The sequence below is a fragment of the Emticicia oligotrophica DSM 17448 genome (genome assembly GCF_000263195.1).
In the GTDB taxonomy this organism is placed as follows: domain Bacteria; phylum Bacteroidota; class Bacteroidia; order Cytophagales; family Spirosomataceae; genus Emticicia; species Emticicia oligotrophica.
The window spans coordinates 873994-898943 of record NC_018748.1 but is presented as its reverse complement, the minus strand read 5'-3'; the positions used below and the strand labels follow the sequence as shown (position 1 = coordinate 898943).

The following is a 24950-nucleotide window of genomic DNA, read 5'->3' as shown; positions in this document are numbered from 1 at the left end:
AATTTTTATTAATCTCAATTACACTAAAACAATTAAGACGCAAAAATAATTCAATTGGTTGTTTATCGCAATCTTCTTAAAATTTCGTCTAAATGTTCTAAATCTTTCACTAAAACTTCTCGTGCTTTACTACCTTCAAATGGCCCAACGATGCCAGCTCCTTCAAGTTGGTCAATGATACGGCCTGCTCGATTATAGCCCAACTTCATCTTACGTTGAATTAATGAAGTACTTCCTTGTTGATGCGTCACTATCAAACGAGCGGCATCTTCAAACATTGGGTCAAGTTCAGAAGCATCGAACTCAACGGTTTCGTTATCTTCATCTCCGTAGAATTCAGGTAACATATACGCAGAATCGTAAGCTCGTTGACTACCAATAAATTCACAAATCTCTTCTACTTCTGGTGTATCTACAAATGGACATTGTAAACGCACCATATCTGAGCCCATCGAAAGAAGCATATCTCCATTTCCAACCAATTGCTCCGAACCACCTGTATCTAAAATGGTACGTGAGTCGATTTTAGAAGTAACTTTAAACGACAAACGTGCTGGGAAGTTGGCTTTAATAAGACCCGTAATGACGTTTACCGAAGGACGTTGTGTAGCTACAATTAAGTGAATACCAATGGCACGGGCCAACTGAGCCAAACGAGCAATGGGTTGTTCTACTTCTTTGCCAGCAGTCATCATCAAATCGGCCAACTCATCTATTACCAATACAATATAAGGTAAATATCGGTGGCCCTTATCGGGATTTAGGCGACGTTGCACAAACTTTGCATTGTATTCTTTGAGATTTCTTACACCCGCATCTTTGAGTAAATTGTAGCGATTATCCATCTCAATACAAAGCGAATTAAGGGTATAAACTACTTTCTTCGTATCGGTGATGATGGCTTCTTCGGCATTTGGGAGCATGGCCAAGAAATGTCGCTCAATTTTATTATAAAGTGTTAGTTCAACTTTCTTAGGGTCAACCAATACAAATTTGATTTGTGCTGGGTGTTTTTTATAAAGTAAAGATGCCAAAATTACATTCAAACCTACTGATTTACCTTGACCTGTAGCTCCGGCCATAAGTAAGTGAGGCATCTTGGCTAAATCGGTTACGAAAATCTCATTAGAAATGGTTTTGCCAAGAATAATTGGTAAATCAAAATTTGTTTTTTGAAACTTATCACTTGCAATAACCGATTTCATCGTTACCATTTCACGATTTTTATTCGGTACTTCAATACCAACGGTGCCTTTCCCTGGCATTGGAGCGATGATACGAATACCCAAAGCTGCTAAGTTTAAGGCAATATCATCTTCTAAGTTTTTGATTTTTGAGATACGTATTCCTGCTTCTGGAACAATCTCATAGAGCGTTACCGTAGGTCCAATGGTGGCTTTGATGCTCGAGATTCCGATTTGGAAATTTCGCATGGTTTCTACGATATTATTTTTATTGGCTTCGAGTTCTTCTTCCGTAACTTTAGTACCAGTATTTCCATATTCACTTAATAATGTAATTGGAGGATACTGATAATTTCCAAGGTCAAGAGTTGGGTCAAATAGCCCGAAATCCTTCAAAACTTTCTCATTTATATCATCATCATCTAAATCACCACCAAAAGTATCGGTTGGTGGTGCGGGTTCTGGTATATTTTCAATGATAAAGGTTGGCCCACCTTTAAATGGTTCATTTGGAAGAGTACTTTTTTCTTTGGTTTTATCTTCAATCTCAAACGTAACTTCTTCAAATGGTTTCGGAACAATAATATCCTCTTGTTTAACCTTAGGTTGTTCGGTTTCTAAAGTAATTGAGTTAGCTTCGTCAATGATTGGTACAGGCGAAGGAGGAGTAGCTTTTCGGAAAGAATTATCAGTTTTCTCAAGTTCATCTTCAATATCTACCTGTACGGCCTTGCGAATCCTTTCGGTTGAAATATCATCTTCCTCTTCACTTGAATCTTTTTTGAAATATTTAGCAAAAAACCAATCGTCAAATTGAGTAAAGCCATGAAAAAAGATTAGCCAACCCGCCAAAATAACTAAAATAACAACAATTCCGCCCCAACCAATAGCTTGCTGGAAGAAATGATTAACGGCATAACCTAAACCTCCACAGAGTGTCCCCCCCTGAAGGTCGAAGACCCAAACAAAGTAACCAATAAAAATACTAGTCCAAAAAATGTAGAAGATGCTAGAAATTGTAAAACGATTGAAATTATAAGGCAATAAATCCTTTTTTGATACCAAACGATACCCTGCCCACGTGAGAACTGGAACCCAGCCGAACGCGGCTAATCCGAACCATTCGAAAATAAAATAGTGAGATAGTTTCGCTCCTAATAATCCAATAATATTTTGAGCCTTTTTATCAGCGTTTTTAATCGAATCCCAAAATGTTCTTTGTACTACATCTTGGTCAGCATCGCCGGTAAATAGATAAGAAACGAAAGATAAAAAAAGTATGAGCGATAAGGCCAGTAAGAAAATACCTAATGCAAGTTGATAATTTTCTTTATTGAAATTAAAGTCTATCGGTACTTGATTGCCACCCGCCTTGCTACTCGAGGGATTGCCTTTACTAGAGCCAGTATTGGCCTTAGGTGGCTGTTTTTTGCGAAAAGAATTACTATTATCGGGCATCGTTATGCAATAGGAAAGCAATGGAAATTGGTGACAAATATAAGTATTTTGTATAAAAATACTTTAAAAATAGAATAAGTTTATACTGTTTTGGCCAATTATTGCTGATTTTTATATTTTAGTTTTGTTTACTTTTTTATTTGAATTTTAGCTTTTTTTGACATTTATCAAATATTTATTCACTCAAAAAATTGTTATTTTGTACTAAATTTCTTCAACCTCTTTTAAAACTTATGAAAAGAATTATTTCAGTTTTGGGTCTTTCGTTGTCTGTTTCGATTGCTTTTGCCCAAAAAGATATTCAGAAAAAAATTCAAACTCAGTTTATTATGGCCGAAAATGGCTCAACGATTCAATTAGATGAAGGGTCGTTTACATTTACTGGGAGCCTTTCATTAGAGGGTAAAAAGAATATCATTATTAAAGGGAAAGGTAAGGATAAAACAATTTTATCTTTTAAAGGACAAACAGATGGAGCTGAAGGAATTAGAGTATCAAATGCCGAAAATATAATCATTGAAGACTTGACGGTACAAGATACAAAAGGCGATGCCGTAAAAACTATGAATGTAATCGGCATTACTTTTAGAAACGTAAAAACTGAATGGACTGGTGAACCTAAAGAAACCAATGGGTCGTATGGGCTATATCCTGTTCAATGTGAGAAAGTTTTGATTGAAGGTTGCGAAGCTATTGGTGCTTCTGACGCAGGTATATACGTTGGGCAGTCGAAAGATATAATTGTAAGAAATTCAAGAGCTTATCATAATGTGGCGGGTATAGAAATAGAAAATTCGCTCAATGCCGAAGTGTATGAAAATGAAGCTACCGAAAATACGGGAGGTATTTTAGTATTTGATTTGCCTGATTTAGTGCTTAAAAAAGGAGGATTTACGAAGGTTTATAAAAACAATGTACATCATAATAATTTCCCAAATTTTGCTCCGAAAGGTAATATCGTTGGCAAAGTGCCAGATGGAACAGGGGTTTTAATTTTAGCGGCAAATAATGTAGATATATTTGATAATCAGATTATTAATAATAAATCAATGAGTGTAGGAGTAATTAGTTATTTCATTACTGAGAATCCTATTAAAGACAAAGATTATTACCCTTATCCAGAGAAAATTACTGTTAAAAACAATGTCCTTGAGCGAGAATCAGTCAAGGCTACACACCGTGGTCGTTTCGGACAAATTTATAGATTTAAACTAAGATTTGGTAAGAATGTACCTCATATCTTATGGGATGGTATTGTCGATGATAAAAATCCTAACACGGTCATTTGTATCAAAGGCAACAAGAATGAAACTTTTGCCAACATTGATGCCGAAAATGGTTTCAAAAATATCATACGTGATGCAAGTAAATATGCTTGTAAGTAAATAGTCAGAGCCTAAAGTGCTATCGAGAAATCACTTTAAATGTGTTTGGTACTAAGGTTTTGCCTAAAAAGAAGTTTAATAAATGAAAAGAGTATTTTTATTAGTGATATCTGTAAGCATTTTTGCTTTATCGGCTTTTTATCAAAAGTCTGATATCGAAGCAACAATGCCCAAAGAAAAGCTTTCTGATTATCAGTTTTTTGAGGGAAATCCTGCTGAACAAAAGCCAGCCAAAGGGGTAATTCCTTATACATTAAATACACCTTTGTTTACGGATTATGCAGAAAAGCTTCGTTTTGTGAAAATTCCTGAAAATCAAGTAGCTACTTATAACGAAAAGGAAGTATTAGATTTTCCGATTGGAACAACCATCATTAAAACTTTTTATTATCCCAACGATTTTCGTAAACCAAATGCTGGAAGAAAGCTGATAGAAACACGTTTGTTGATTCATGAAGATAGTGGTTGGAAAGCCCTTGATTATGTTTGGAACGATGAACAAACTGAAGCTTTTTTGGAGGTTGCTGGAGACACCAAAGAGGTGAGTTACATTGATATCAATGGTAAAAAGAAAAAACATGAATATGGAATCCCGAACTTGAACCAATGTAAAGGATGCCATAATCGAAACGAAAAAATGTCACCAATTGGTCCATCAGCACGTCAATTGAATGGCCAATTACAAGCATCCATTTATAGTCCGCAATCAACAAGTAATCAAGATTATTTAGCTGATAATCAATTGTTTAATTGGCAAAATATGGGGGTTTTGACAGGTCTGCCTGCCCTAGAAAAGATACCCAAAGCTCCTGTATGGAATAAGCCCGAAACGGGTAGCCTTGAAGCACGTGCTAGAATTTGGTTAGATATTAATTGTGCCCATTGTCATAGAATGGGTGGGCCAGCACAAACCTCAGGTTTAAATTTGAGTATTCATGAAACTGAGCCTATTGCTTATGGAATTTTGAAAACACCTGTTGCTGCTGGGCGAGGTTCAGGAAACTTGAAATATGATATTGTGCCAGGAAAGCCCGATGAATCAATCATTGTTTATCGACTTAATTCGAACGACCCTGGAGTGATGATGCCAGAAGTGGGTCGTAAAACAACCCATAAAGAGGGCGTGGAACTTATCAGAGAGTGGATTAAATCTTTAGAGTAACCCAAAAAGAAAGTATATTGAGTAACTATAATGATGTGAGTGTGAATTTATGAGAGCTCTAACGTGAGTATCTCATAATTCATTTCACATACCTATTTTCTATCACTATGCCCTAAAGATTTTTCTGGGGCAATTAGGTCACGAACTAACTGCTTGAGTTCTTTTATTTCGGGAAAGTGCCCTTCTCTTTTTCTATCAAAAATTACTTCTTCGTTTAATAAAACTTTAAAACTTCCAGCAATATCGCTTGGTCGAAGTCCGACTTCACCTAGCTCTGCTTCAAATGTTGTGAGCAGCTCTTGAGCAATCCACGCTGAGCGTAATAACCAATGGCATTTCGGGCAGTACTCGAGTGTAATTTTCGGTTTCATTGTATTAATCTTGTTTTCAACAAATAACGAAAAAATATTTCTTATTTTTAAGCAAAAATCAATTCTTCTTAACCAATGAAACATTTCCTGTCTGTAGTTTTTTTATTTATTAGTTTAACTATTACTCAAGCTCAATTTCAAAAAGATTATCCTTATCGAGGAGTACCGTTTACGAAAGTGAAGTTGGATGACAAGTTTTGGTTGCCTAAACTTGAAATTAACAGAACCGTTACGATTCCGTGGTCGTTTCAGAAATCGAAAGAAACTGGGCGAATCAAAAACTTCGAGCAGGCTGTGGCAAGAAAAGGTAAATTCTGTACAATCTATCCTTTTGATGACTCTGATATTTATAAAATAATTGAAGGAGCATCTTACTCGCTGCATGTAAAATATGATGCCAAGCTTGATACTTACATTGATTCGCTCATAACATTAATTGGAAAGGCACAAGAACCCGATGGTTATTTATACACCATTCGTACGATGGGCGATACTACTCATTCATGGATTGGAAAAGTTCGTTATGAAAAAGAGCACGAACTTAGTCATGAACTCTATAATATGGGGCATTTCTACGAAGCTGCTGCAGCTCATTATTTGGCTACCAATAAACGAAATATGCTAGATATCGCCATTAAAAATGCCGACCACCTGCTTACAGTTTTTGGTCCGGGCAAAAAAGCAGTGGCTCCAGGGCATCAAGTTATTGAGATTGGTTTAGGGAAATTATATCGAGTGACAGGTAATCAGAAATATCTTGATTTATCGAAGTTTTTTATTGATTGTCGTGGACAAAGAAAATATGAAAAGAAAACCGGTGATAAAGAAGCAACCGTTTGGCAGACAGGTGCTTATTGGCAAGATAATATTCCAGTAACCCAACAAACGGAAGCTCTTGGCCACTCAGTTCGTGCGGGTTATTTATATGCAGGGATGGCCGATGTAGCGGCAATGACCAATAATTTAGAATACCTTTCGGCTCTCAATAAAATATGGGATAATGCTTTTGGAAAGAAAACTTATATTACGGGTGGGCTCGGACAAGCTGGCAACTGGGAAGGCTTCGGGCCTGATTATGAGCTTTCTAATCATTCGGCTTATTGCGAAACTTGTGCCGCAATTTCAAGTGTTTATTGGAATCACCGAATGTTTATGGCTTACGGAGATTCTAAGTATATTGATATTTTGGAGCGAACACTTTACAACGGACTTATCAGTGGTATTGGTCTTGATGGAAAGACTTTTAATTATGAAAATCCAATGGAATATAATTTTCAGCAAGGAAAATTGAGTGGAGAAAACAAGCGTTCTCCTTGGTTTGGGTGTTCGTGTTGCCCAACCAATATTTGCCGTTTGATGCCTTCTATTCCGGGTTATGTGTATGCTCAGAAAGATAATGCGGTGTATATTAATTTGTTTATGAGTAATACGACTACATTAGAGGTTATGCCTAAGGAAAATGTGAGTTTTTCGCAGAATACTGAATATCCGTGGAATGGAGTAGTAACTGTAGGTGTTGAACCTGCGAATAAAAAAGGCTTAAAGTTTCCGCTAATGGTGCGTATTCCAGGCTGGGCTAGGGGAGAGGCTTTTCCAACGGATTTGTATCGTTATACAAGTACTAACTCAATGGGTTTGCCAAAGATTTCTATCAATGGGCAGACGTTTGAATATAAATTAGAGAATGGCTACGCAGTTATTGACCGAGCTTGGAAAAAAGGTGATAAACTCACGATGAATTTACCAATGGAAGTAAAACAAGTAGTAGCCAATGAAAAAGTAAAAGATAATATCGGAAAAATTGCCATTGAGCGAGGACCGCTAGTTTATTGTGCAGAATATGTAGATAACAATGGTCTAACTTCGAATTTGGTTGTGCCAGAAAATCAGACTTTTCAAGCGGAATTTCAAACGGATATGTTGAATGGAGTGATGACGCTTAAAGGTACGGCCAATGCTTTGAATATTGAAAATAATGCTTCAGTTTCAACTAAAACCCAACCTTTAATATTGATTCCATATTATGCTCGCTCCAATCGAGGCTCAGGCGAAATGCGTGTTTGGTTTCCAACCAGAATCAAAAATTTAGAAATTATTACTGAATAAACTTATAAACGAATAAAACAAAAGGCTGCAATTTGCAGCCTTTGTTTTTACTCAAAGTAGCAATTAATTTACTTTTTACTTACGACTTTACTTTTTACCCCGATACCTAACTCTACATCACTTTTTGCTTTTTTGGTATCGGTGTTGATGAGGTGGATATCGGCCGATTTATCGCCCATTACTTTCAATAGTACATCTTTCCCATCGGCATATTTAATGTTGTCTAGCACAACATTTTTACTATTTTGTACTTGCATAATAGTTTTATCTTTGGTTAGAAGTGTAATATTTTTCAATGAAACATCTTCCGCTTCTACACAAACTAAGCCTTTGTTTGCTTCAATCATTGCATTTTCGATATTGATATTTTTGATGGTCATTTCTGGTAAACCACGAATTAAAATAGCAGTCTCAGCTCCTTTACATACAATATTCTGAATATAAAAGTCTTTGAATTGTGGTGTGCCTTCTCCTAATGGCTCAGCCTTTATTACTGGAAGTTCGTTTTCTTTACCATCGGCACGCACAGGGTCTTTAGCAGCATAATACATATCAAAAAGCACTGCCTCGCCCGGAATATCGGTCATATTAATATTATTGACATAAATATTATTAACTACACCTCCACGACCACGAGCAGTTTTGAAACGTAGACCAACATCAGAACCCATGAATGTACAATCTGAAATAAACATATTTCGAACACCGCCTGACATCTCAGAGCCAATCACAAAGCCCCCGTGTGCATGATAAACGATGCAATCTTTAATGACAAAATTTTCTGTCGGAACACCACGTTTGCGTCCTTGTTCATCTCGGCCCGATTTGATGGTAATCCCATCATCACCAGTAGAGAAAGTACAACCCTCAAGCACACCGTTTCGGCAAGATTCTAAATCTATGGCATCGCTATTTTGTGCGTACCAAGGATTGCTCACGTTTACATTTTTCACTGTAATATGCTCACATAAAAGTGGGTGCATTGTCCAAGCTGGTGAATTTTGGAAAGTTACTCCTTCAATAATGATATTTTTGCAACGAGTCAGACTCAACATATTTGGGCGTAGAAAATCTTTATAAGAGGCCAATTCCTCAGGCGTTGGCTTAACCCCATTCAAGATTCTACCAGCATTTGGAATCATATTTCCTTTTAATGATTTTTCTGAAGGATACCAGTTATTTTGTTTTTCATCAACCACACCACCCGATTTTATCAAATTAGCCCATTGGCCCGCAGTTTGTTTTTCTCTTTTAATCGCACGCCAGGCATCTCCACCACCATCGAGTACGCCTTCACCCGTAATGGCAATGTTTTCTAAATCAACGCCCCAAATAGGTGCTTGGCAACGGTAAGATTCTTGGCCTTCCCAAGTTGTAAGTACGATTGGGTAATCATCATAATTTTTGCTGAATTGTAGTAAAGCTCCTTTTTCAAGGTGTAGATTTACATTACTTTTCAATACAATCGGACCGGTAACCCAAAGTCCTTTTGGTACTAAAACTGTTCCACCACCCGCTGCATTACAAATTTCGATGGCTTGATTTATGGCTTTAGTATTTACTGTAATTCCGTCAGCTTTGGCTCCGTATCTTGAAATATTGAAGGTGTCTTTTCTGAAAACTGGTCGATAGGTAATTGGTAATTCGTAGGTATATTTATCTTTAAACTCGGTTTTCTTTAAGAAATTTCTGAGCGGATGACCGATGTTGACTAAACCTTCTGCCACTAAATTAGCCATTAGTCTTGCTCCATAGGTAGTAAAATGGGTATTGTCTTCAATTCCTTTTGGAAATTTAGGATAGATACTGCCAGCAATATTCATAAAGATTTTTTTTGACCCTTCTACGCCATGTTGTTCGATTACTTTTTGCGTAGAAATATGCATATCAATCAACGGTACATTAAGTTGTTTAGCGATTTCTCTTACCACAACAGGATACTCGCCGTGCTGGTCAACGAACTTTCCACTTTCATCGAACTTTCTACGCATAACAGGTGTGAGTAAAACTGGAGTAGCTCCTTTGGCTTGAGTTTCCTCAATGTATCGAATTAAGTTTTTGCGGTAATCGGTTTGTGCCGCTGCGTAGCGAGTTGTGTCCGATTCTTTTTGGTCATTATGTCCAAACTGAATGAATACGAAGTCGCCCTTGTGTAATTGGTCATGTACTTTTTTCCATAAACCTTGATTTCGGAAACTTTTTGTACTTCTACCATTAACAGCGTGATTCTGAATTTCTACAACATTCATAAATAGCTCGGGGAGTACCTGCCCCCAGCCAGTTTCTGGAGCATCATAGGGATTTTTATTGGCACAAGTAGAATCTCCAATTAAGAAAATTCTGGGCTTTTCTTCAGTTGTATTGACTAATCGAAAAGCCGAATTTGCCCACAAAAGTAATGTAAGCAGTGATAAGCGATATAAGGTTTGGGTTTTCATTTAAAAAAGCAATAAATGATTTATTAATAGGCTTTTATAGATAGAATAGATTTGGATATATTGATATAAAATGTTTTGGATTTTTATGGAAAAAGCCCCCTCAGAAGTGGAGGCTTTATTTGTTAAATAATAGGTGTAGTAATGATTGTTATAGGATTAAATTGATATTTCTTCATAGCTAAATCATCAATTTCACCAAACACTTTTAAAAAGTGTCAGAAAGTTAGCAAATGAAAAAAACTCATCGTGAAATCACTTATTCTTTATAGAAATGAGAGAAATCTGTAAATTCTTTAATTATAATGGGTTTATCTTAATTCGTTAATGGCAACAAAATCCATATCAGCAAAAGATTGATTTTCGCCTGCCATTCCCCAAATAAATGAGTAGTTGGTTGTTCCGCAGCCTGAATGTATTGACCACGGTGGAGAAATGATTGCTTGGTGATTGCTCACCCATAAATGACGAGTTTCTTGTGGTTGACCCATCAAGTGTAAAACACCCTGACCATCTTGCACATCGAAGTAGCAATATACTTCCATGCGGCGGTCGTGTGTGTGTGAAGGCATTGTATTCCAAACACTTCCATTTTGTAAGACAGTAAGCCCCATTACTAATTGACAGCTTCTGATACCATCTAAGTGAATATATTTATAAATTGTACGTTGATTAGCCGTTTCTACGGCTCCCATGTGAGCAGGTGAAGCCGTTTCTTTAGTCATGAGTTGTGTTGGATACTCTTTATGAGCTGGGCAAGATAGAACGAAGAATTTCGCTGGAGTTTCAGCGTTGATGCTACTGAAAGAAATATCTTTTGCTCCACGCCCTACATATAAACAATCTAATTTATTTACATGGTACTCTTGACCATCAACTACTACTTTGCCATCACCTGCTACATTGATAATCCCTAGTTCTCTTCTTTCTAAAAAGTATTCTGATTTTAATTCCGTATAAGTCCCCAAAGTAAGTACTTCGTTGGTTGGCATGATGCCACCTAAAATCATACGGTCATAATGTGAATAGGTAAGATGTATTTGATTAGTAGTAAATAATGTCTCTACTAAAAAATTATTACGTAATTCAGCAGTATTCATTGTTGCTGTCTCTTTCGGACTACTCTCGTATCTTGTTTGCATAAAACCCCAAACCCTCTAAGGGAACCTAATTTATGTTAATAATCTATTTTGTAAACTTATTTATAAAGATTTGAAAGTATTACCTTCCCATCCAACCACCATCAACGGTTAGGATTGTTCCATGAACATAGTCAGAGGCAGATGAGGCTAAAAATATTGCTGGACCTTTAAAATCTTGTGGTTCACCCCAACGACCAGCTGGGATACGACCTAAAATTGATAAACTTCTTTCGGGGTCATTGCGTAATGCTTCTGTATTATCGGTAGCAATATAGCCCGGTGCAATTGCATTAACATTTACACCTTTTCCACCCCATTCGTTAGCTAAAGCTTTAACCAAACTGCCAATGGCACCTTTGCTAGCTGCGTAGCCAGGTACATTGATTCCGCCTTGAAATGTAAGTAAAGATGCTGTAAAAATGATTTTCCCTGAACCTCTTGCAACCATATCACGACCAATTTCGCGGGCAAGAATAAATTGAGAATCGAGATTTATTGTAATCACTCTGTCCCAATATTCATCTGGATGTTCGGCTGCGGGCTTACGCATGATTGTTCCTGCATTATTGATAAGAATATCAATAACTGAAAAATCGTTTTTCACTTTTCCAATAAAGGCATAAAGGCTATCTCTATCACTAAAGTCGGCTTGGTAGGCTTTGAATTTGCGACCCAATGCCAATACTTCCTTTTCGACTTCGCTACCACTCAATTCGATGCTCGCAGATACCCCAATAATATCGGCTCCTGCTTCGGCCAATCCGATGGCAATACCTTTTCCGATGCCCTTATTACAACCCGTTACTAATGCGATTTTTCCAGGTAAACTAAACATGTACTTTTTTATTTATATTGATATTTTCAATGCCAAAAATGTAAAATTCCTTGAATTTTTCTTTTTCAGTATTTAATGTTGTTTATATTTGACTTTTCTAAGATGCAACAAGAATATTTTAAGTACAAGTATTTTGTCTATAATCTTTATGCAATCGTTATCGGGAACGTTATCGAAAAAAGTTTTATTAGATAATTATGCATAAGGAAACTCTTTATTGGAGTAAAGATAAAGCATTGTATTGATTTGTTGTGTTAGAAATAGAAAAGCAAAAATTGTACTTTATTAAGATTTGAGAATTGGAGGCCGTTACGATAAAAGATATTGCCAAAGCACTAAATCTCTCAACCTCAACGGTTTCGAGAGCTTTACGTGGTAGTTATGAAATTAATGCTGAAACCAAAAAAATGGTGCTTGAGTATGCCGATAAGGTAAACTATTCGCCCAACCCGATTGCTTTGAGTTTAAAGGAAAATAAAAGCCGAACGATTGGAGTTATAGTGCCGGAAATTGCTAATAATTTTTTCTCACAGGCCATCAACGGCATTGAGGATGTAGCTAATAAGCGTGGATACCACGTAGTTATTTTTCAAAGTCATGAGTCTTATGAGCGTGAAATAAAAAATGTACAGCACATAATTGCTCGTAAAGTGGATGGTTTATTAATTTCACTTTCTGGACAGACAGAAAATGTATCTCATTTGTTAGATATTCAAGCTAAAAAGCTTCCTTTAGTTTTGTTTGACCGTGTTTCGGAGAAGATAGAAGCTCATAAAGTTGTAGCTGATAATTTTGATGGAGCATTTAAGGCTACCGAACACCTTATTTTATCGGGTCGTCGCCGAATTGCTCATGTCACAAGTCCATCTCTATTATCTATTTCACAAGAGCGGTTGATGGGTTATAAAACGGCCCTTGAAAAATATCAAATTCCTTATGACGAATCCTTTGTAAAATACTGTGGATTTGAGCCAGAAGAGGCTCAAAAGTTAATTTTCAATTTGATTGAGAACCAAAAACCTGATGCCATCTTTACTACAAGTGATAGATTGGCCTTAGATTGTTTTTCGGCATTGAAAGAACTAGGAATTTCTGTGCCAGATAAACTCTCATTTATTGGTTTTACAAACTTAAAGGTAGCACATTTACTTGCCCCATCACTTAGTACGATTGTTCAACCAGCCTTTGAAATTGGACAAACGGCCGCTGAATTACTTGTAGATTTGATTGAGAAAAAGCAACGTAACGCCGAACATTTAAAAACAATCAAGATACCAACAGAAATGGTTATTAGGAAAAGTTCTGATTTAAGTTAGTATCCATACCATTCTGCCCACCAAGCTTGTAATTGTTTCCTGATTTCGTTTTCACGGGCATTATTGCTTGGTTCGTAAATTTTCGTGCCTTTCAACTCATTGGGTAGGAAGTTCTGTTTGGCAAAATTTCCTGCATAATTATGCGAATACATATAACCTTTGCCATAGCCAATTTCTTTCATTAATTTGGTTGGAGCATTGCGTAGAGCCAGTGGTACTGGTAAATGGGCGGTTTTTTCAGCTAAGGCAATCGCCGCATCAATGGCCATATACGAAGCATTCGATTTTGGAGAAGTAGCTAAATAAATGGCTGTTTGTGAAAGAATAATTCTACATTCAGGATACCCGATTACTCTAACGGCTTGCATACAATTATTGGCCATGATAACTGCCGTTGGGTTGGCATTGCCAATATCTTCTGATGCTAAAATCAACATTCTTCGGGCAATAAATTCGGGGTCTTCTCCTGCTACAATCATGCGAGCCATCCAGTAAAGAGCGGCGTTAGGGTCAGAGCCACGAAGTGATTTTATAAAGGCCGAAATAATATCGTAGTGTTGTTCGCCAGATTTATCATAACGAGCAATGTTTCGTTGAGCTACTTCCTCAACCAAATCATCAGTGATAACGATTTCAGCATCAGGTGGATATGAAAAAGTAATCATTTCTAGCAAATTGAGCAATTTTCGCCCATCACCTCCTGATAAACGCATCAAGGCATCATAAGACTCAACTTTTATATTTCTTTCTTTGAGTATAGAATCTTCTGTAATAGCTCTATCGGTAAGTGCTTTCAATTCTTTTTGTCCGAAAGCTTCTAAAATATATACCTGACAACGTGAAAGCACCGCACTATTAAGCTCGAAAGAAGGGTTTTCGGTTGTTGCACCTATGAGTGTAATTGAACCCTTTTCAACGGCGGCAAGTAGTGAATCTTGCTGAGATTTATTGTAGCGATGAATCTCATCTATGAAAACAATCGGTGGAAAAAGTCCCGTAGCTTTGCCAATTACTTCACGAAGTTCTTTAACGCCAGAGCTAATTGCATTGAGTTGATGAAATTGCCTTTTAGTAGCCTCTGCTATGAGCAAAGCAAGTGTAGTCTTACCAGTGCCTGGGGGACCCCACAAAATCATTGAAGGCACAAGATTGGCTTCAATGGCAGTGCGAAGAGGCTTATTTTTGCCTAAAATATGTTCCTGCCCGATGTATTCATCTAATTTTTTTGGGCGTAATCGTTCGGCGAGTGGTGCTGACATTTTTTATTTCTTAGAATATTTGAGCAAAAGTATAATTTTGATACATTTGTTGTATCTTGTTTGCAGAAGATTCTGTAAGTAAGGCGTACATAAACTAAACCTAAAAGTTGTCAGCAAATTGAGTATGGTAACTCATTTTGAATATTATTCAACCAATTAATTACATTTACTTTAACCTTATGGCAAAAAAAGCAACTTCTTCAAAAAAAGCAACAAGTACCGAACAAGAACCTGTAAATGCGGAGTCGCAAGCGGTAGTATCTACCCCGAGTTTTGGCAAGGTTGAATCATTTTCTCTTTTAACCGACTTCGATATTTCGCTTTTTCGCTCAGGCAAACACTACCGAATGTACGAAAAGTTGGGGTCTCATGTGGTTCAAAATCAGGGAGTTACGGGTACACTCTTTGCTGTTTGGGCTCCTAATGCTACTTATGTGTCGGTTATTGGTAATTTCAATGGTTGGAATCGTGGTGAACATCCACTAAATCCTCGTTGGGATGGCTCAGGTATTTGGGAAGGTTGGATTCCGAACATTGGAAATGGAGAGGTTTATAAATACTTTATTGCTTCAAATACCGGAGCTGATATTGAAAAGGGCGACCCCTATGCCCTTCGTTGGGAGCATCCACCACAAACGGCTTCAATCGTTTGGGATACTTGGTATGAATGGAAAGACCAAGATTGGATGAAAACCCGTCGTGCGAAGAATGCTTTGACTGCTCCACTTTCAGTTTATGAGGTGCATTTTGGCTCATGGCAACGCGATCCATCTGATAATGACCGACGTCTTTCGTACCGTGAGGTGGCTGATAGATTGGTTCCTTACGTAAAGGAAATGGGCTTTACCCATGTAGAGTTTATGCCAATCATGGAGCACCCTTATGAACCTTCATGGGGTTATCAGATTACGGGTTATTTTGCGGCGAGTAGCCGTTTTGGTACACCACAAGATTTTATGTATCTCATTGAGCAACTCCACATGAATGGAATTGGTGTATTGCTCGACTGGGTTCCTTCACATTACCCAGGTGATGCACATGGTCTTTATCGTTTTGATGGAACTGCCCTATACGAGCATGAAGACCCACGCGAAGGATATCACCCAGATTGGAAAAGCTATATATTTAATTACGGCCGCTACGAAGTACGCTCATTTTTGATTAGTAATGCTATTTTTTGGCTCGACCGCTTCCATGCTGATGGTTTGCGAGTAGATGCGGTAGCTTCTATGTTATATAGAGATTATTCTCGTAATGCAGGTGAGTGGGTTCCGAATGTTTTTGGAGGTCGTGAAAATTTGGAAGTAATTTCATTGTTTAAAGAACTTAACGAAGAAATATATAAGAGTTTCCCTGATACACAGACCATTGCAGAAGAATCAACTGCTTTTCCAGGTGTTTCTCGCCCAGTTTATACAGGTGGTTTGGGCTTTGGCATGAAGTGGATGATGGGTTGGATGAACGATACGCTTCGCTATTTTGCTAAAGACCCAATGTATCGTAAATGGCACCAAAATGATATTACCTTTAGTTTGGTGTATGCATTCTCCGAAAACTTTATGTTACCACTTTCACACGATGAGGTGGTATATGGAAAAGGCTCTTTAATTGATAAAATGCCTGGCGATGAATGGCGTAAATTTGCCAATCTACGCTTGTTATTTGCTTATATGTTTACACACCCTGGTGCAAAATTACTCTTTATGGGTGGTGAGTTTGCTCAGTTTGCCGAGTGGAATTTCCAACAAAGCCTTGATTGGCATTTGTACAATAATCAACCGAATAAAGGTGTAAGCGAATTGATTAAAGACCTAAACAAACTGTATCGAGCGGAAGGTGCTTTATTTGATAAACAATTTAGTCCAGAGGGTTTTGAATGGATTGATACCAGCGACCGAGATAATGCGGTAATTGTTTATGCTCGTAAAGGATTTAATGAAAAAGATAATCTGATTGTTGTGTTAAACTTTACGCCTGTACCACGTACCAACTACCGTGTTGGTGTGCCAAATGCAGGTACTTACGCTGAGGTATTTAATAGTGATAAAACACAATATTGGGGAAGTGGTGTTGTGAATGGTGATGTGAAAACACAAGCAGTAGCAACGCACGGAAAACCTAATTCAGTTGAACTTTCGCTGCCACCATTAGGAGCGGTTGTATTGAAGTTTAGATAATGAATATATAATAATTTAAAAAAAAGCCAGCTTTCATTTAGAAATGCTGGCTTTTTGCTTTATAGTTTCTTCATTTCTTTGATAAGCATTTTGGCGATTGCCGCATTGCCCTTATCAGATGGATGCAAACCATCGTAGGTCATGTTAATAGCTTCGGTAGGATAGGGATATTCGTCTTTTTCTGGATTAAAAGGCACATCTACGTAAGCAGGATATTTAAAATTTTTATATTCACTGGTTTGTGGGTCTTTTAATCGCTTGAAATTTACCATATTGTTGAGCGTAATACCACTTTTATTGAAGAGGTCTAAAGCAACAATGTTTTCAACTTTGGCAATATTGACTACTGCTTCGGCAAATTGAGCTAAATTTTGCTCGTTTTTTGCACGATAAGAGCCATAAGCATTGTTTTTCATATTGGATATATAGACAAAATCACCTCTTTGAAGTGGGGTAAGTAAAATTATCTTTGCATTAGGATTCAGACTTTTTAGTTTATCAATAATAATTCGAAATGAACCATAGACAGTATTATTACCAGTATTATTCTGATAATCTTCAATTTTACCCAATGGACGTCCACGCCACCAATCGTTTGTGCCTAAAAATACCGAGTAAACATCTGCAGAAACTAAACCAAGTTCATTGATTTTTTCAGCAATTCCGCCTGAAGTCCAACCATTATGTCCTTGATTGATAAACTTGATATGGGGAAGTTTCTCCGTAACCATTGTCATATAACCTTTCTTGACCCTATTTCCTGTTTGTTCGGGGTGGTCGTTTAGATACGTAATTGAGTCACCAATGGCTACCCAAGTAATTTCTTTGGGCCTAAATGAGAGAAAACTGATTAAGATGAAACTTAGAAGAAAGACTTTTTTCATGGGTTGAATTTTTTGGAATTTTATAAAAAGCTTCTAACTGCCTCACGTACCTTGTCCGATTCACAGGCGGTAGCTACGTGTCCACAGTTGCCAGTGAGTTCAACAATTTTTACATTTAATATTTTACCCAACTCAATGGCAGAAGCAGGATTTACCATTTGGTCTTGGGTGGCCACAATAATCATGGTTTGAGCTTTGATATGTCCCGAAATTTCAGACATAGATTTTCCAGAAGATTGATAAATATCCTGCCCAAGCATGGCTTTAATCTGAGAAATCCAGTTTTCGGGGTGATTCCCTTTTGTATAATCATCGCCCATTTTCTGAATATCATTGTAGGCTTCATCTGCTTTTTTCGATTTATTCCAATAAGCAGGTGTAAACAAATGTAGATTGTGTATTTCGGCTACTTTACGCATTGCTTCACGGCGTGCATCGGGATTATTTCCTGCGGTTTCTATGGCATCCCATTCAGCTTTCCAAAGAAGTACATCATAGTAAGATTGTTTTGGAGAGCCAACAATTGGAATAGCCTTAGTCATAAAATTAGGGTAGGCCACCATCCATTCAAAAGTTTGCATTCCACCCATCGAAACACCCATAATGGCGTGTAAGTGACTGATTGATAGGGTTTTTGTAAGGAAAATGTACTGAGAATTAACCATATCTCGAATACTTATTTCGGGGAAGTTTTCAGTATTCGATGGGGCTGAAGAAATACCATTCCCAAGGGCATCAACCAAAATTACACAAAATTTTGTGGTATCAACCCAAGCGGCTGCCGAGCCTTTAATATCGGTACTTTTGCCCGAAAAATATGTTGGAAAAAGGATGGCATTACTTTTTGATGAATTGAGTTGACCAAGTGTAAGATACCCTATTTTACAATCTTTAATGATTGCACCTTTTATTGTTGTAAAATCACCAATATTGGCAATTTTTACTTGACTTTGAGCGAAAAAATGGCAAGAAATAAACGATAGGAAAAGAAAGATTTTTTTCATTGTCGATTGAATAGTTTTCAAAAAACAAAGCTATTCAGAAATCTAAAAGAAACAATCAAACTTTATCTTTTTCCTTGCTTTATCTCTTCTAATCTAAATGCTACCATTTCTTTGATTAAATCGAATGGAATAGCTTGGTTTAATGGAAATTGTATAGAACCCTTTCCAACTTTATACTTAGATAAGGCTTCACTGAACGCAGCATTGCCTGATGGTAAGGCATAAAACCCAATGTGATTTTTGAATGCTGCAAAGTAAACTAAAATCTTTCCTTGTTTGAAAGCCGGCATATTGTAGCTGATAACCTCTTGGGCTTCTGGGGCAACTTCTTGAATACAATGCCTAATTTGATTCAGCAGTTCGCCAACTTCGGGGCTGTAATCGGCAATGTAATCATCAATATTTTTGTAGTTTTTCTTTTCCATAATTTTGCGTAGGTTTCGCATTGACAAATGTATGCAAAACTGCTTGTTGAATGGCTTTGTAAAAACGACTAATTAAGGGGGTATTTACGACATTTTCGATTTCTTATTTTCTTGAATTGATTTCTTTCTGAATAGCATTCAAGCTAAAAAGGTTAATGATAAAAATCGGAAGTAGGGCAGTTGGTACTAGAGTCATCGAACTAAATCCTTGACGAATAGCCAAAAACGTAACTGCAAAGCCCAAAACTAAAAGCATCCCTGTGAATATTGAAGCTGCTTTTTTCAGATTCTTTGCTTTTGCTTCGAGTTCTTCCAACGACATTTTAGAGTAAGGATTTTCTTTCATAAATATCTATTTTTTGAGTAAACAACAAAGACAAATATAGTGAAATAATAATCATATTCGAGGTTTGGATGGCTTAATTTAAGTGTTTTAAGTCTTGAGAAGGGCTGAAAATAATCATTTTACCGAATTTTATGGCAAGTATTTCGTACTTTTGTAGTCATTTCGAACAAAACTAAAATTATCAGTACGACATTATCGTATGAAAAGGAAAATTGAAATTCTTGCACCTGCTAAAAATCTGATTCAAGGGATGGCCGCAATCAACGCCGGTGCAGATGCTGTATATATTGGTGGACCACAGTTTGGGGCTCGTTCTAATGCTACCAACACGGTTGAAGAAATTGCCGAGATGGTTCGCTACGCACACTTATTTAAAGCTCAGGTTTTTGTGGTAATCAACACTATTTTATATGATGATGAACTAGAAGCCTGCCGAGAATTAATTTACAAATTGTACGATATTGGTGTAGATGCTCTCATTGTGCAAGACATGGCCGTAATGGAAATGGATTTGCCGCCAATCGTGATTCATGCCAGTACGCAAGCCAACAACCGAGACCCCAAGCATGTAAAATTCTTGGCAGACGCAGGTATGAAACGTGTGGTTTTAGCCCGAGAGCTGAATTTAGACCAAATCAGAGAAATTCATGAGGCAACCGATGTGGAACTTGAGTTTTTTGTGTCGGGGGCATTGTGTGTATCGTTTAGCGGAAACTGCTACATGAGTATTGCAGGAGGCGAACGTAGTGCCAATCGTGGTTCGTGTGCCCAAAATTGTCGTTTGCCTTATCAACTAATTGATGGTAATGGAACTACGCTCATCGAAAATAGCCACTTACTTTCAATCAAAGATTTAGATTTGAGTGACCAATTGCCCAACCTCATTGAAGCGGGAATTTGCTCGTTTAAGATTGAAGGCCGCTTGAAGGATATTGTTTATGTGAAAAACAATACTTCGTATTTAAGAAAGAAACTAGATACTTTCCTGGAAGCAAATACTGATAAATACCAAAAAGCGTCTTCTGGACGAACATTCTATAATTTCGAGCCAGAAATGGATAGAAGTTTTAATAGAGGTTATACCGATTATTTTGTAAATAAACGCAAAGAAAGAATTGGTAACTGGGAGAGCCCAAAATCGCAAGGGCAATATATTGGTAAAGTGCTTGAAATTAAAGCCAATGGTTATATTATTGAAAATTATGAAAAACTCAATAATGGCGATGGGCTATATTTTATCAATGCCAATGGCGAAGCTGATGGTGCACAAATTAATGTGATTTTCAATAATATCGTTATTCCAAATACGTTCAAACCTTTGCCCGTAGGCACACTTATTTACCGAAATTCTGATGCAGAATTTAATAAAATGGTAGAAAAGGAAAACAGTGCGGTGCGTAAAATTGGAGTTAAACTTTATTTCACTGAAACTGCCGATGGTTTTCAATTAAAGGCTATCGACGAAGATGGTCATCAAAATACAGTGGAAATGAAGGCCGAAAAAGTTTTGGCTAATTCTGCTGAATCTGTTATCCCGAACATCAAGAAAAACTTAGCAAAAACGGGTAATACGCCATTTATTGTTGATGATATTGAGGTTGATTTCTCAGGAAACTGGTTCTTGCCTATTTCTAAAGTCAATGAAATTAGAAGAGAAGTACTCGAACAATTGGTTGATATTCGTGTGGCGGAATACCACCGTGAAGAAGCTCCAATTCAGAAAACCACCCATCCTTATCCTGTAAGTGCTTTAGATTATACTTACAACGTTTCGAATCGTTTGGCGAGAGCATTTTATACACGTCATGGTGTATCAGAAATCGAAAAAGCATTTGAATTACAATGGGACCCTGGAAAATCTCGCGTAATGACTACCAAATACTGCGTAAAGTATGAATTAGGTAAATGCTCGAAATATCAAAGAGATACCATGGGAGAGAAACTCGTAGAACCATTAACACTCAAACACGGCGAAAACGAATATAAATTGAAGTTTAATTGCAAGCCTTGCGAAATGGAAATTTGGGAAAAAGATGCCGAATTAGAATACGAAGATGAAGACGAACAAATTGGCTATGTAAGTAGATAATTTGCTCTATGAATAACTAGAAAGCCGTCTGATTTTAATCCTCAGATGGCTTTTTGTTTACATATTTATGAGTTCTCTTAATAAGTTTAATTCTTGTAAAGTATCGAGGTCTAAGTTTTTATTTTCTGTCAAAATTTGGTCTATTTTTATCGAAAATCTTTTTTTTACAGAAGCATCACTCAGCCAATTTGATATGGTTTTATTAAAAGATGTTTTAAAAGTACTTTGATTTTGTGGATTGAAACTGTACAAGATAAAGTCTTTGAATTGAAATGTACTTTCGATACTTTCAGCGTTGGTCCACGCATCTAAGATAGGTTTTAATTGAAAGTTGGCAACGGCAAACATCGTTAAATAAGAGCTAAGGTCGTCGCCGTCAGGTGAATATGGATAAAACAATAAGCACTTTTTAAAGAATTCGACCGAAAAATCTTGTAATAATTGTAATTCTTCGTTTGTCCAATACTCTGGTTTATGTAGTTCTAATCTTAGAAATACTTCTTCTACTGATACAGTCGGAAAATCGAAATTACTAACGAGTGCTAATACTCTCGGGAGAAAATGCTTCATTTCCCAAAGTTCGCGGTCAGAATAGGCCCTTGCCGATTCAAAATAACCTGACCTCAAAACCGAACTCGAAACCGCTCTTAGAGGAGTATTTATTAAGCGTGCTTCATCGGCATCGCTAACACAACACCGTTTGCAAACATCTAAAGTTTGGCCAATTGTGTAGCTTTCAAAAAGTTTATAAGATTTTTCTACGATTTCTTCGAGTAACATTTGGTTTCTTAATTGATAATTTCTCCAGTATTTTTAGCCAAGGCTTCTTTCCATCGAGTTATTTCTTCGGGTGTTTGTCTTACCCATTCTGTCAATTCACCAACAATTCTTAAGGGTTCTGCACTTCGATACGAACGCGTTGGGTTACCGAGAAATTTCTTGTCTGTAACATTGGGGTCATTTTCAAAGTTCCCCGTTGGTTCAACGATATAGACTCGTTGGGGGCCATCTCCTTTGGCTAATGCTGCGGCAAGTCCAGCCCCGTTGGGTAGAGCGGTGAAGTATATATGATTCATTATTATTTCGGGTTTGTAGTTTGAGGCAAACCCTGCTGTGAGTAAATCACCTACTTTTAAATCGGCTTTTGTTCCGTGATAAAATGGGCCATAGTCTAAGATTTCAGATTTTGTATTAGCGTTTTTCATAATTGAGGTTTTAAAAATAATCTTGCAATTTATTATAAAAGCAGAACTGTGGCAATCAGTTTAGGGCTGCCGTATCAAAATTTTGTTACCTCTTTAGAGGTTAAATATTGGTAAAATAAGAGCTATATTTTAAAATTTAAGTGCCGTAGGTACTTAACGTATAGCTCCGATGGAGCAAAATATTTCCCAAAACACCTTTTTCTACCAATATTTAGTTCTTCTGGAACATTTTTAAACTTTGATGCGAAAGGCCTTACAATCTATAAGGTAATTCTTCTATTATTTTTTCAACCTATAAATCAATACCACAATTTTATCAGCCAATTGCGGACATAAAACTTCCTCAAAATTTATCGGTAGCGGGCTTAGACTTAAAAGAAGAGCTTGACGTGAAAACAGGCGTAAGGAAATTCATTCTAAGTATGCAAGAAAAACTTAGTATAAAGCAAGCCGAAGTACAAAAAAGCTGGATGGGAGAATAAGGGTTTAATATACTAAACTATGTAAGTATAAATAGAACTATGATATAAATGTTATAAACTGTTTCTTTTATTGATTTCTTCTTGAATCAATTTTAGATTTTTATTACTTGAGTAAAAAATAAGTATGTATAAGGGAAGAAAACTAAAAGGGATAATTGAGGAAATACTAAAACCTTCTTTTGAGATAATGAATATGTTTGAAACTATCAATAAAATACCTATAACCACAAAAATGCTACGAACAGTTTTTACCGTTTTCTCTTGTTTTTGTAGCTCTTCTAAAGTCATTTGGTCGTATGTCTTTTTCATATCTTAAACGTTTATATCTTTGATTTACAAATTAACTTTCCAGTTTAGCAAAAGTTTTTCAAAACTTAATGATTTTCCAAATATTAAATTAAAAAAGACTTTATTTAGTCCTTGAATTAATTCAATGAGCAATGATAAAAGATTTGTACAAAAATAATAAGCCCTTATAGCATAACTATAAGGGCTTTCTTTTTCATAAAATAGTGTAGTCTAATTATTTACTTGTTTTTCAGTAAATGCAGTTAAAGTTTTGCCATCGTAGCGATAGAGACCAACTTCACGCGTTCCAATCCAAATATTATTATCTTTATCAACAAAAAGACTTTCAACCGAGCTATTACTCATTTTTTCGGTCGAAAATGCTCTAAATGCTTTACCATCATAGATACTTATACAACCTTCTTTCATACCACGAGCGTCTTTACGTTTACTACCAATCCAAATATTACCTTCTTTATCTGCCGCTATTGCTCTGACTATATTGTCACATAAACCATCTTTATCCGTAAAATTTGTAATTGTTTTACCATCATATTTGGCTACACCATAGCGACATGAATGATTTAACCATAGATTTCCTTTTTTATCTTCCAAAATATTATTGGTCGAGCTAAAAAAACTTTTTTGTTCGAGCATATCTTTGTAACTTCTCACCACAATGTCCGATGAATCGGATGTATTTTCGATAAAAGGGAAATTCTTGAAAGTTTTGCCATCATAACGATACGACCCAAACCAAATATTCCCCGATTTTTCTTGATACATATTAAAGATTGCGACATGATGAAACCCATCATTCCCTAAGGGGCCTTCATTTGCTAAGAATTCGGTAAATGTTTTTCCGTTGTACTGAATTACTCCTTCATCTTGTGTACCAAACCAAATATTTCCCATTTTATCTTGTAACATACTCAACACGGTTTTATTGGCTTGAGGCATGCATCCTTTTTGCGGTACGGTTTGACGAAAAAATGGGCTAGTAATTGGTGTTCGAGTCCATGGTAAGGCGAAGTCATTAAAGCGTTTACCATCAAATTTAGAAACACCGTCTTTAGTGCCAACCCAAATATTTCCTCTAGAATCTTCAAGCATACAATTAACTAGATTATTATTGAGCCCATCTTTGGTAGTAAAATTTACAAATCCTTTCCCATCATAACGATAGACACCTGCTCCGGAAGTAGCGAACCAAATATTGCCTGCTTTATCTTGCATGATACTTCTGATAAAACAATACTGCCCCGTTCCCGCAGGAATAACAAGTTTAGGATAAGATACTTCATTTTGAGCTTTACTGTGGCAGCCTTGAAGCCATAACAGTGCAAATAATAGCGAATAGATTTTCATATTTTAATCAATAAAATGCTTAATGTATA

The 24950-nt window shown here is 36.7% G+C and carries 20 protein-coding genes; 6 read left to right on the top strand and 14 right to left on the bottom strand.

Annotated elements, in window-relative coordinates; translation table 11 throughout:
• Positions 1–62: 62 nt before the first annotated feature.
• Entirely contained in the window at positions 63–2642 is a 2580-nt protein-coding gene (locus EMTOL_RS03850; protein WP_015027956.1) for an FtsK/SpoIIIE family DNA translocase, read from the bottom strand.
• 233 nt (positions 2643–2875) lie between these two features.
• On the opposite strand from EMTOL_RS03850, the gene EMTOL_RS03845 reads away from it, so the two are divergent.
• Positions 2876–4027 carry a parallel beta-helix domain-containing protein gene (locus tag EMTOL_RS03845; RefSeq protein ID WP_015027955.1) on the top strand — a complete coding sequence of 384 codons (1152 nt, stop codon included), beginning with the start codon at positions 2876–2878 and terminating at the stop codon, positions 4025–4027.
• A gap of 82 nt (positions 4028–4109) precedes the next feature.
• Positions 4110–5189 carry an SO2930 family diheme c-type cytochrome gene (locus EMTOL_RS03840; RefSeq protein ID WP_015027954.1) on the top strand — a complete coding sequence of 360 codons (1080 nt, stop codon included), beginning with the start codon at positions 4110–4112 and terminating at the stop codon, positions 5187–5189.
• A gap of 92 nt (positions 5190–5281) precedes the next feature.
• Here the strand turns inward: EMTOL_RS03840 and EMTOL_RS03835 are convergent, their stop codons facing one another.
• Positions 5282–5560, bottom strand: a complete 279-nt coding sequence (locus EMTOL_RS03835) for an Rdx family protein (protein WP_015027953.1) — start codon at positions 5558–5560, stop codon at positions 5282–5284.
• A gap of 75 nt (positions 5561–5635) precedes the next feature.
• Between EMTOL_RS03835 and EMTOL_RS03830 the strand changes: the two genes are divergently transcribed.
• Positions 5636–7666: a glycoside hydrolase family 127 protein gene (locus EMTOL_RS03830; protein WP_015027952.1), complete on the top strand. Its 2031-nt coding sequence runs from the start codon at positions 5636–5638 to the stop codon at positions 7664–7666.
• Between the two features lie 68 nt (positions 7667–7734).
• Here EMTOL_RS03830 and EMTOL_RS03825 read toward each other — a convergent pair whose 3' ends face one another.
• The 3 genes from EMTOL_RS03825 to EMTOL_RS03815 form a co-directional block, all read right to left on the bottom strand.
• Positions 7735–10104, bottom strand: coding sequence for a glycosyl hydrolase family 28 protein (locus EMTOL_RS03825; protein ID WP_015027951.1), 2370 nt, complete (start codon positions 10102–10104; stop codon positions 7735–7737).
• Between the two features lie 308 nt (positions 10105–10412).
• Positions 10413–11243, bottom strand: a complete 831-nt coding sequence (gene kduI, locus EMTOL_RS03820) for a 5-dehydro-4-deoxy-D-glucuronate isomerase (protein ID WP_015027950.1) — start codon at positions 11241–11243, stop codon at positions 10413–10415.
• Between the two features lie 79 nt (positions 11244–11322).
• The gene (locus EMTOL_RS03815) at positions 11323–12078 is read right to left on the bottom strand and encodes an SDR family oxidoreductase (protein WP_015027949.1); all 756 of its coding nucleotides are present in this window, start codon (positions 12076–12078) and stop codon (positions 11323–11325) included.
• 299 nt (positions 12079–12377) lie between these two features.
• On the opposite strand from EMTOL_RS03815, the gene EMTOL_RS03810 reads away from it, so the two are divergent.
• Entirely contained in the window at positions 12378–13394 is a 1017-nt protein-coding gene (locus tag EMTOL_RS03810) for a LacI family DNA-binding transcriptional regulator (RefSeq protein ID WP_015027948.1), read from the top strand.
• On the opposite strand, the gene EMTOL_RS03805 is transcribed toward EMTOL_RS03810, so the two are convergent.
• A complete protein-coding gene (locus EMTOL_RS03805) occupies positions 13391–14653 on the bottom strand; it encodes a replication-associated recombination protein A (RefSeq protein ID WP_015027947.1) in 1263 nt (420 codons plus the stop codon). The genes EMTOL_RS03810 and EMTOL_RS03805 overlap by 4 nt on opposite strands.
• A gap of 179 nt (positions 14654–14832) precedes the next feature.
• Here EMTOL_RS03805 and glgB point away from each other — a divergent pair, with 179 nt between their 5' ends.
• Positions 14833–16830 (top strand): 1,4-alpha-glucan branching protein GlgB, encoded by a 1998-nt coding sequence (gene glgB, locus EMTOL_RS03800; RefSeq protein ID WP_015027946.1) that lies wholly within the window; start codon positions 14833–14835, stop codon positions 16828–16830.
• Positions 16831–16889: 59 nt separating this feature from the next.
• Here the strand turns inward: glgB and EMTOL_RS03795 are convergent, their stop codons facing one another.
• The 4 genes from EMTOL_RS03795 to EMTOL_RS03780 form a co-directional block, all read right to left on the bottom strand.
• Positions 16890–17714, bottom strand: a complete 825-nt coding sequence (locus EMTOL_RS03795; RefSeq protein ID WP_015027945.1) for an SGNH/GDSL hydrolase family protein — start codon at positions 17712–17714, stop codon at positions 16890–16892.
• A gap of 20 nt (positions 17715–17734) precedes the next feature.
• Entirely contained in the window at positions 17735–18718 is a 984-nt protein-coding gene (locus EMTOL_RS21645) for an alpha/beta fold hydrolase (RefSeq protein WP_015027944.1), read from the bottom strand.
• 62 nt (positions 18719–18780) lie between these two features.
• Positions 18781–19143, bottom strand: a complete 363-nt coding sequence (locus EMTOL_RS03785; protein WP_041693404.1) for an iron chaperone — start codon at positions 19141–19143, stop codon at positions 18781–18783.
• 103 nt (positions 19144–19246) lie between these two features.
• Positions 19247–19489 (bottom strand): hypothetical protein, encoded by a 243-nt coding sequence (locus tag EMTOL_RS03780; RefSeq protein WP_015027942.1) that lies wholly within the window; start codon positions 19487–19489, stop codon positions 19247–19249.
• A gap of 199 nt (positions 19490–19688) precedes the next feature.
• Here EMTOL_RS03780 and EMTOL_RS03775 point away from each other — a divergent pair, with 199 nt between their 5' ends.
• Entirely contained in the window at positions 19689–21578 is a 1890-nt protein-coding gene (locus EMTOL_RS03775; RefSeq protein WP_015027941.1) for a peptidase U32 family protein, read from the top strand.
• Positions 21579–21635: 57 nt separating this feature from the next.
• Here EMTOL_RS03775 and EMTOL_RS03770 read toward each other — a convergent pair whose 3' ends face one another.
• The 4 genes from EMTOL_RS03770 to EMTOL_RS03755 form a co-directional block, all read right to left on the bottom strand.
• Positions 21636–22358: a hypothetical protein gene (locus EMTOL_RS03770; protein WP_015027940.1), complete on the bottom strand. Its 723-nt coding sequence runs from the start codon at positions 22356–22358 to the stop codon at positions 21636–21638.
• A gap of 8 nt (positions 22359–22366) precedes the next feature.
• The gene (arr, locus tag EMTOL_RS03765; RefSeq protein WP_015027939.1) at positions 22367–22783 is read right to left on the bottom strand and encodes an NAD(+)--rifampin ADP-ribosyltransferase; all 417 of its coding nucleotides are present in this window, start codon (positions 22781–22783) and stop codon (positions 22367–22369) included.
• A 533-nt stretch (positions 22784–23316) separates the two neighbouring features.
• Positions 23317–23574: a hypothetical protein gene (locus EMTOL_RS03760; RefSeq protein ID WP_015027938.1), complete on the bottom strand. Its 258-nt coding sequence runs from the start codon at positions 23572–23574 to the stop codon at positions 23317–23319.
• Between the two features lie 210 nt (positions 23575–23784).
• Entirely contained in the window at positions 23785–24921 is a 1137-nt protein-coding gene (locus tag EMTOL_RS03755; protein WP_015027937.1) for a ligand-binding sensor domain-containing protein, read from the bottom strand.
• Positions 24922–24950: the final 29 nt, after the last annotated feature.

Bases quoted from the DNA above. Each gene is read 5' to 3' on its own strand.
- EMTOL_RS03770 (WP_015027940.1), bottom strand. From the start codon at position 22,358: ATGTTACTCGAAGAAATCGTAGAAAAATCTTATAAACTTTTTGAAAGC.
- EMTOL_RS03845 (WP_015027955.1), top strand. From the start codon at position 2,876: ATGAAAAGAATTATTTCAGTTTTGGGTCTTTCGTTGTCTGTTTCGATT.
- EMTOL_RS03775 (WP_015027941.1), top strand. From the start codon at position 19,689: ATGAAAAGGAAAATTGAAATTCTTGCACCTGCTAAAAATCTGATTCAA.
- EMTOL_RS03815 (WP_015027949.1), bottom strand. From the start codon at position 12,078: ATGTTTAGTTTACCTGGAAAAATCGCATTAGTAACGGGTTGTAATAAG.
- EMTOL_RS03825 (WP_015027951.1), bottom strand. From the start codon at position 10,104: ATGAAAACCCAAACCTTATATCGCTTATCACTGCTTACATTACTTTTG.
- EMTOL_RS03760 (WP_015027938.1), bottom strand. From the start codon at position 23,574: ATGAAAAAGACATACGACCAAATGACTTTAGAAGAGCTACAAAAACAA.
- arr (WP_015027939.1), bottom strand. From the start codon at position 22,783: ATGAAAAACGCTAATACAAAATCTGAAATCTTAGACTATGGCCCATTT.
- EMTOL_RS03830 (WP_015027952.1), top strand. From the start codon at position 5,636: ATGAAACATTTCCTGTCTGTAGTTTTTTTATTTATTAGTTTAACTATT.
- EMTOL_RS03795 (WP_015027945.1), bottom strand. From the start codon at position 17,714: ATGAAAAAAGTCTTTCTTCTAAGTTTCATCTTAATCAGTTTTCTCTCA.
- EMTOL_RS03835 (WP_015027953.1), bottom strand. From the start codon at position 5,560: ATGAAACCGAAAATTACACTCGAGTACTGCCCGAAATGCCATTGGTTA.
- EMTOL_RS03805 (WP_015027947.1), bottom strand. From the start codon at position 14,653: ATGTCAGCACCACTCGCCGAACGATTACGCCCAAAAAAATTAGATGAA.
- kduI (WP_015027950.1), bottom strand. From the start codon at position 11,243: ATGCAAACAAGATACGAGAGTAGTCCGAAAGAGACAGCAACAATGAAT.
- EMTOL_RS03850 (WP_015027956.1), bottom strand. From the start codon at position 2,642: ATGCCCGATAATAGTAATTCTTTTCGCAAAAAACAGCCACCTAAGGCC.
- EMTOL_RS03780 (WP_015027942.1), bottom strand. From the start codon at position 19,489: ATGAAAGAAAATCCTTACTCTAAAATGTCGTTGGAAGAACTCGAAGCA.
- EMTOL_RS03840 (WP_015027954.1), top strand. From the start codon at position 4,110: ATGAAAAGAGTATTTTTATTAGTGATATCTGTAAGCATTTTTGCTTTA.
- EMTOL_RS21645 (WP_015027944.1), bottom strand. From the start codon at position 18,718: ATGAAAAAAATCTTTCTTTTCCTATCGTTTATTTCTTGCCATTTTTTC.
- glgB (WP_015027946.1), top strand. From the start codon at position 14,833: ATGGCAAAAAAAGCAACTTCTTCAAAAAAAGCAACAAGTACCGAACAA.
- EMTOL_RS03755 (WP_015027937.1), bottom strand. From the start codon at position 24,921: ATGAAAATCTATTCGCTATTATTTGCACTGTTATGGCTTCAAGGCTGC.
- EMTOL_RS03785 (WP_041693404.1), bottom strand. From the start codon at position 19,143: ATGGAAAAGAAAAACTACAAAAATATTGATGATTACATTGCCGATTAC.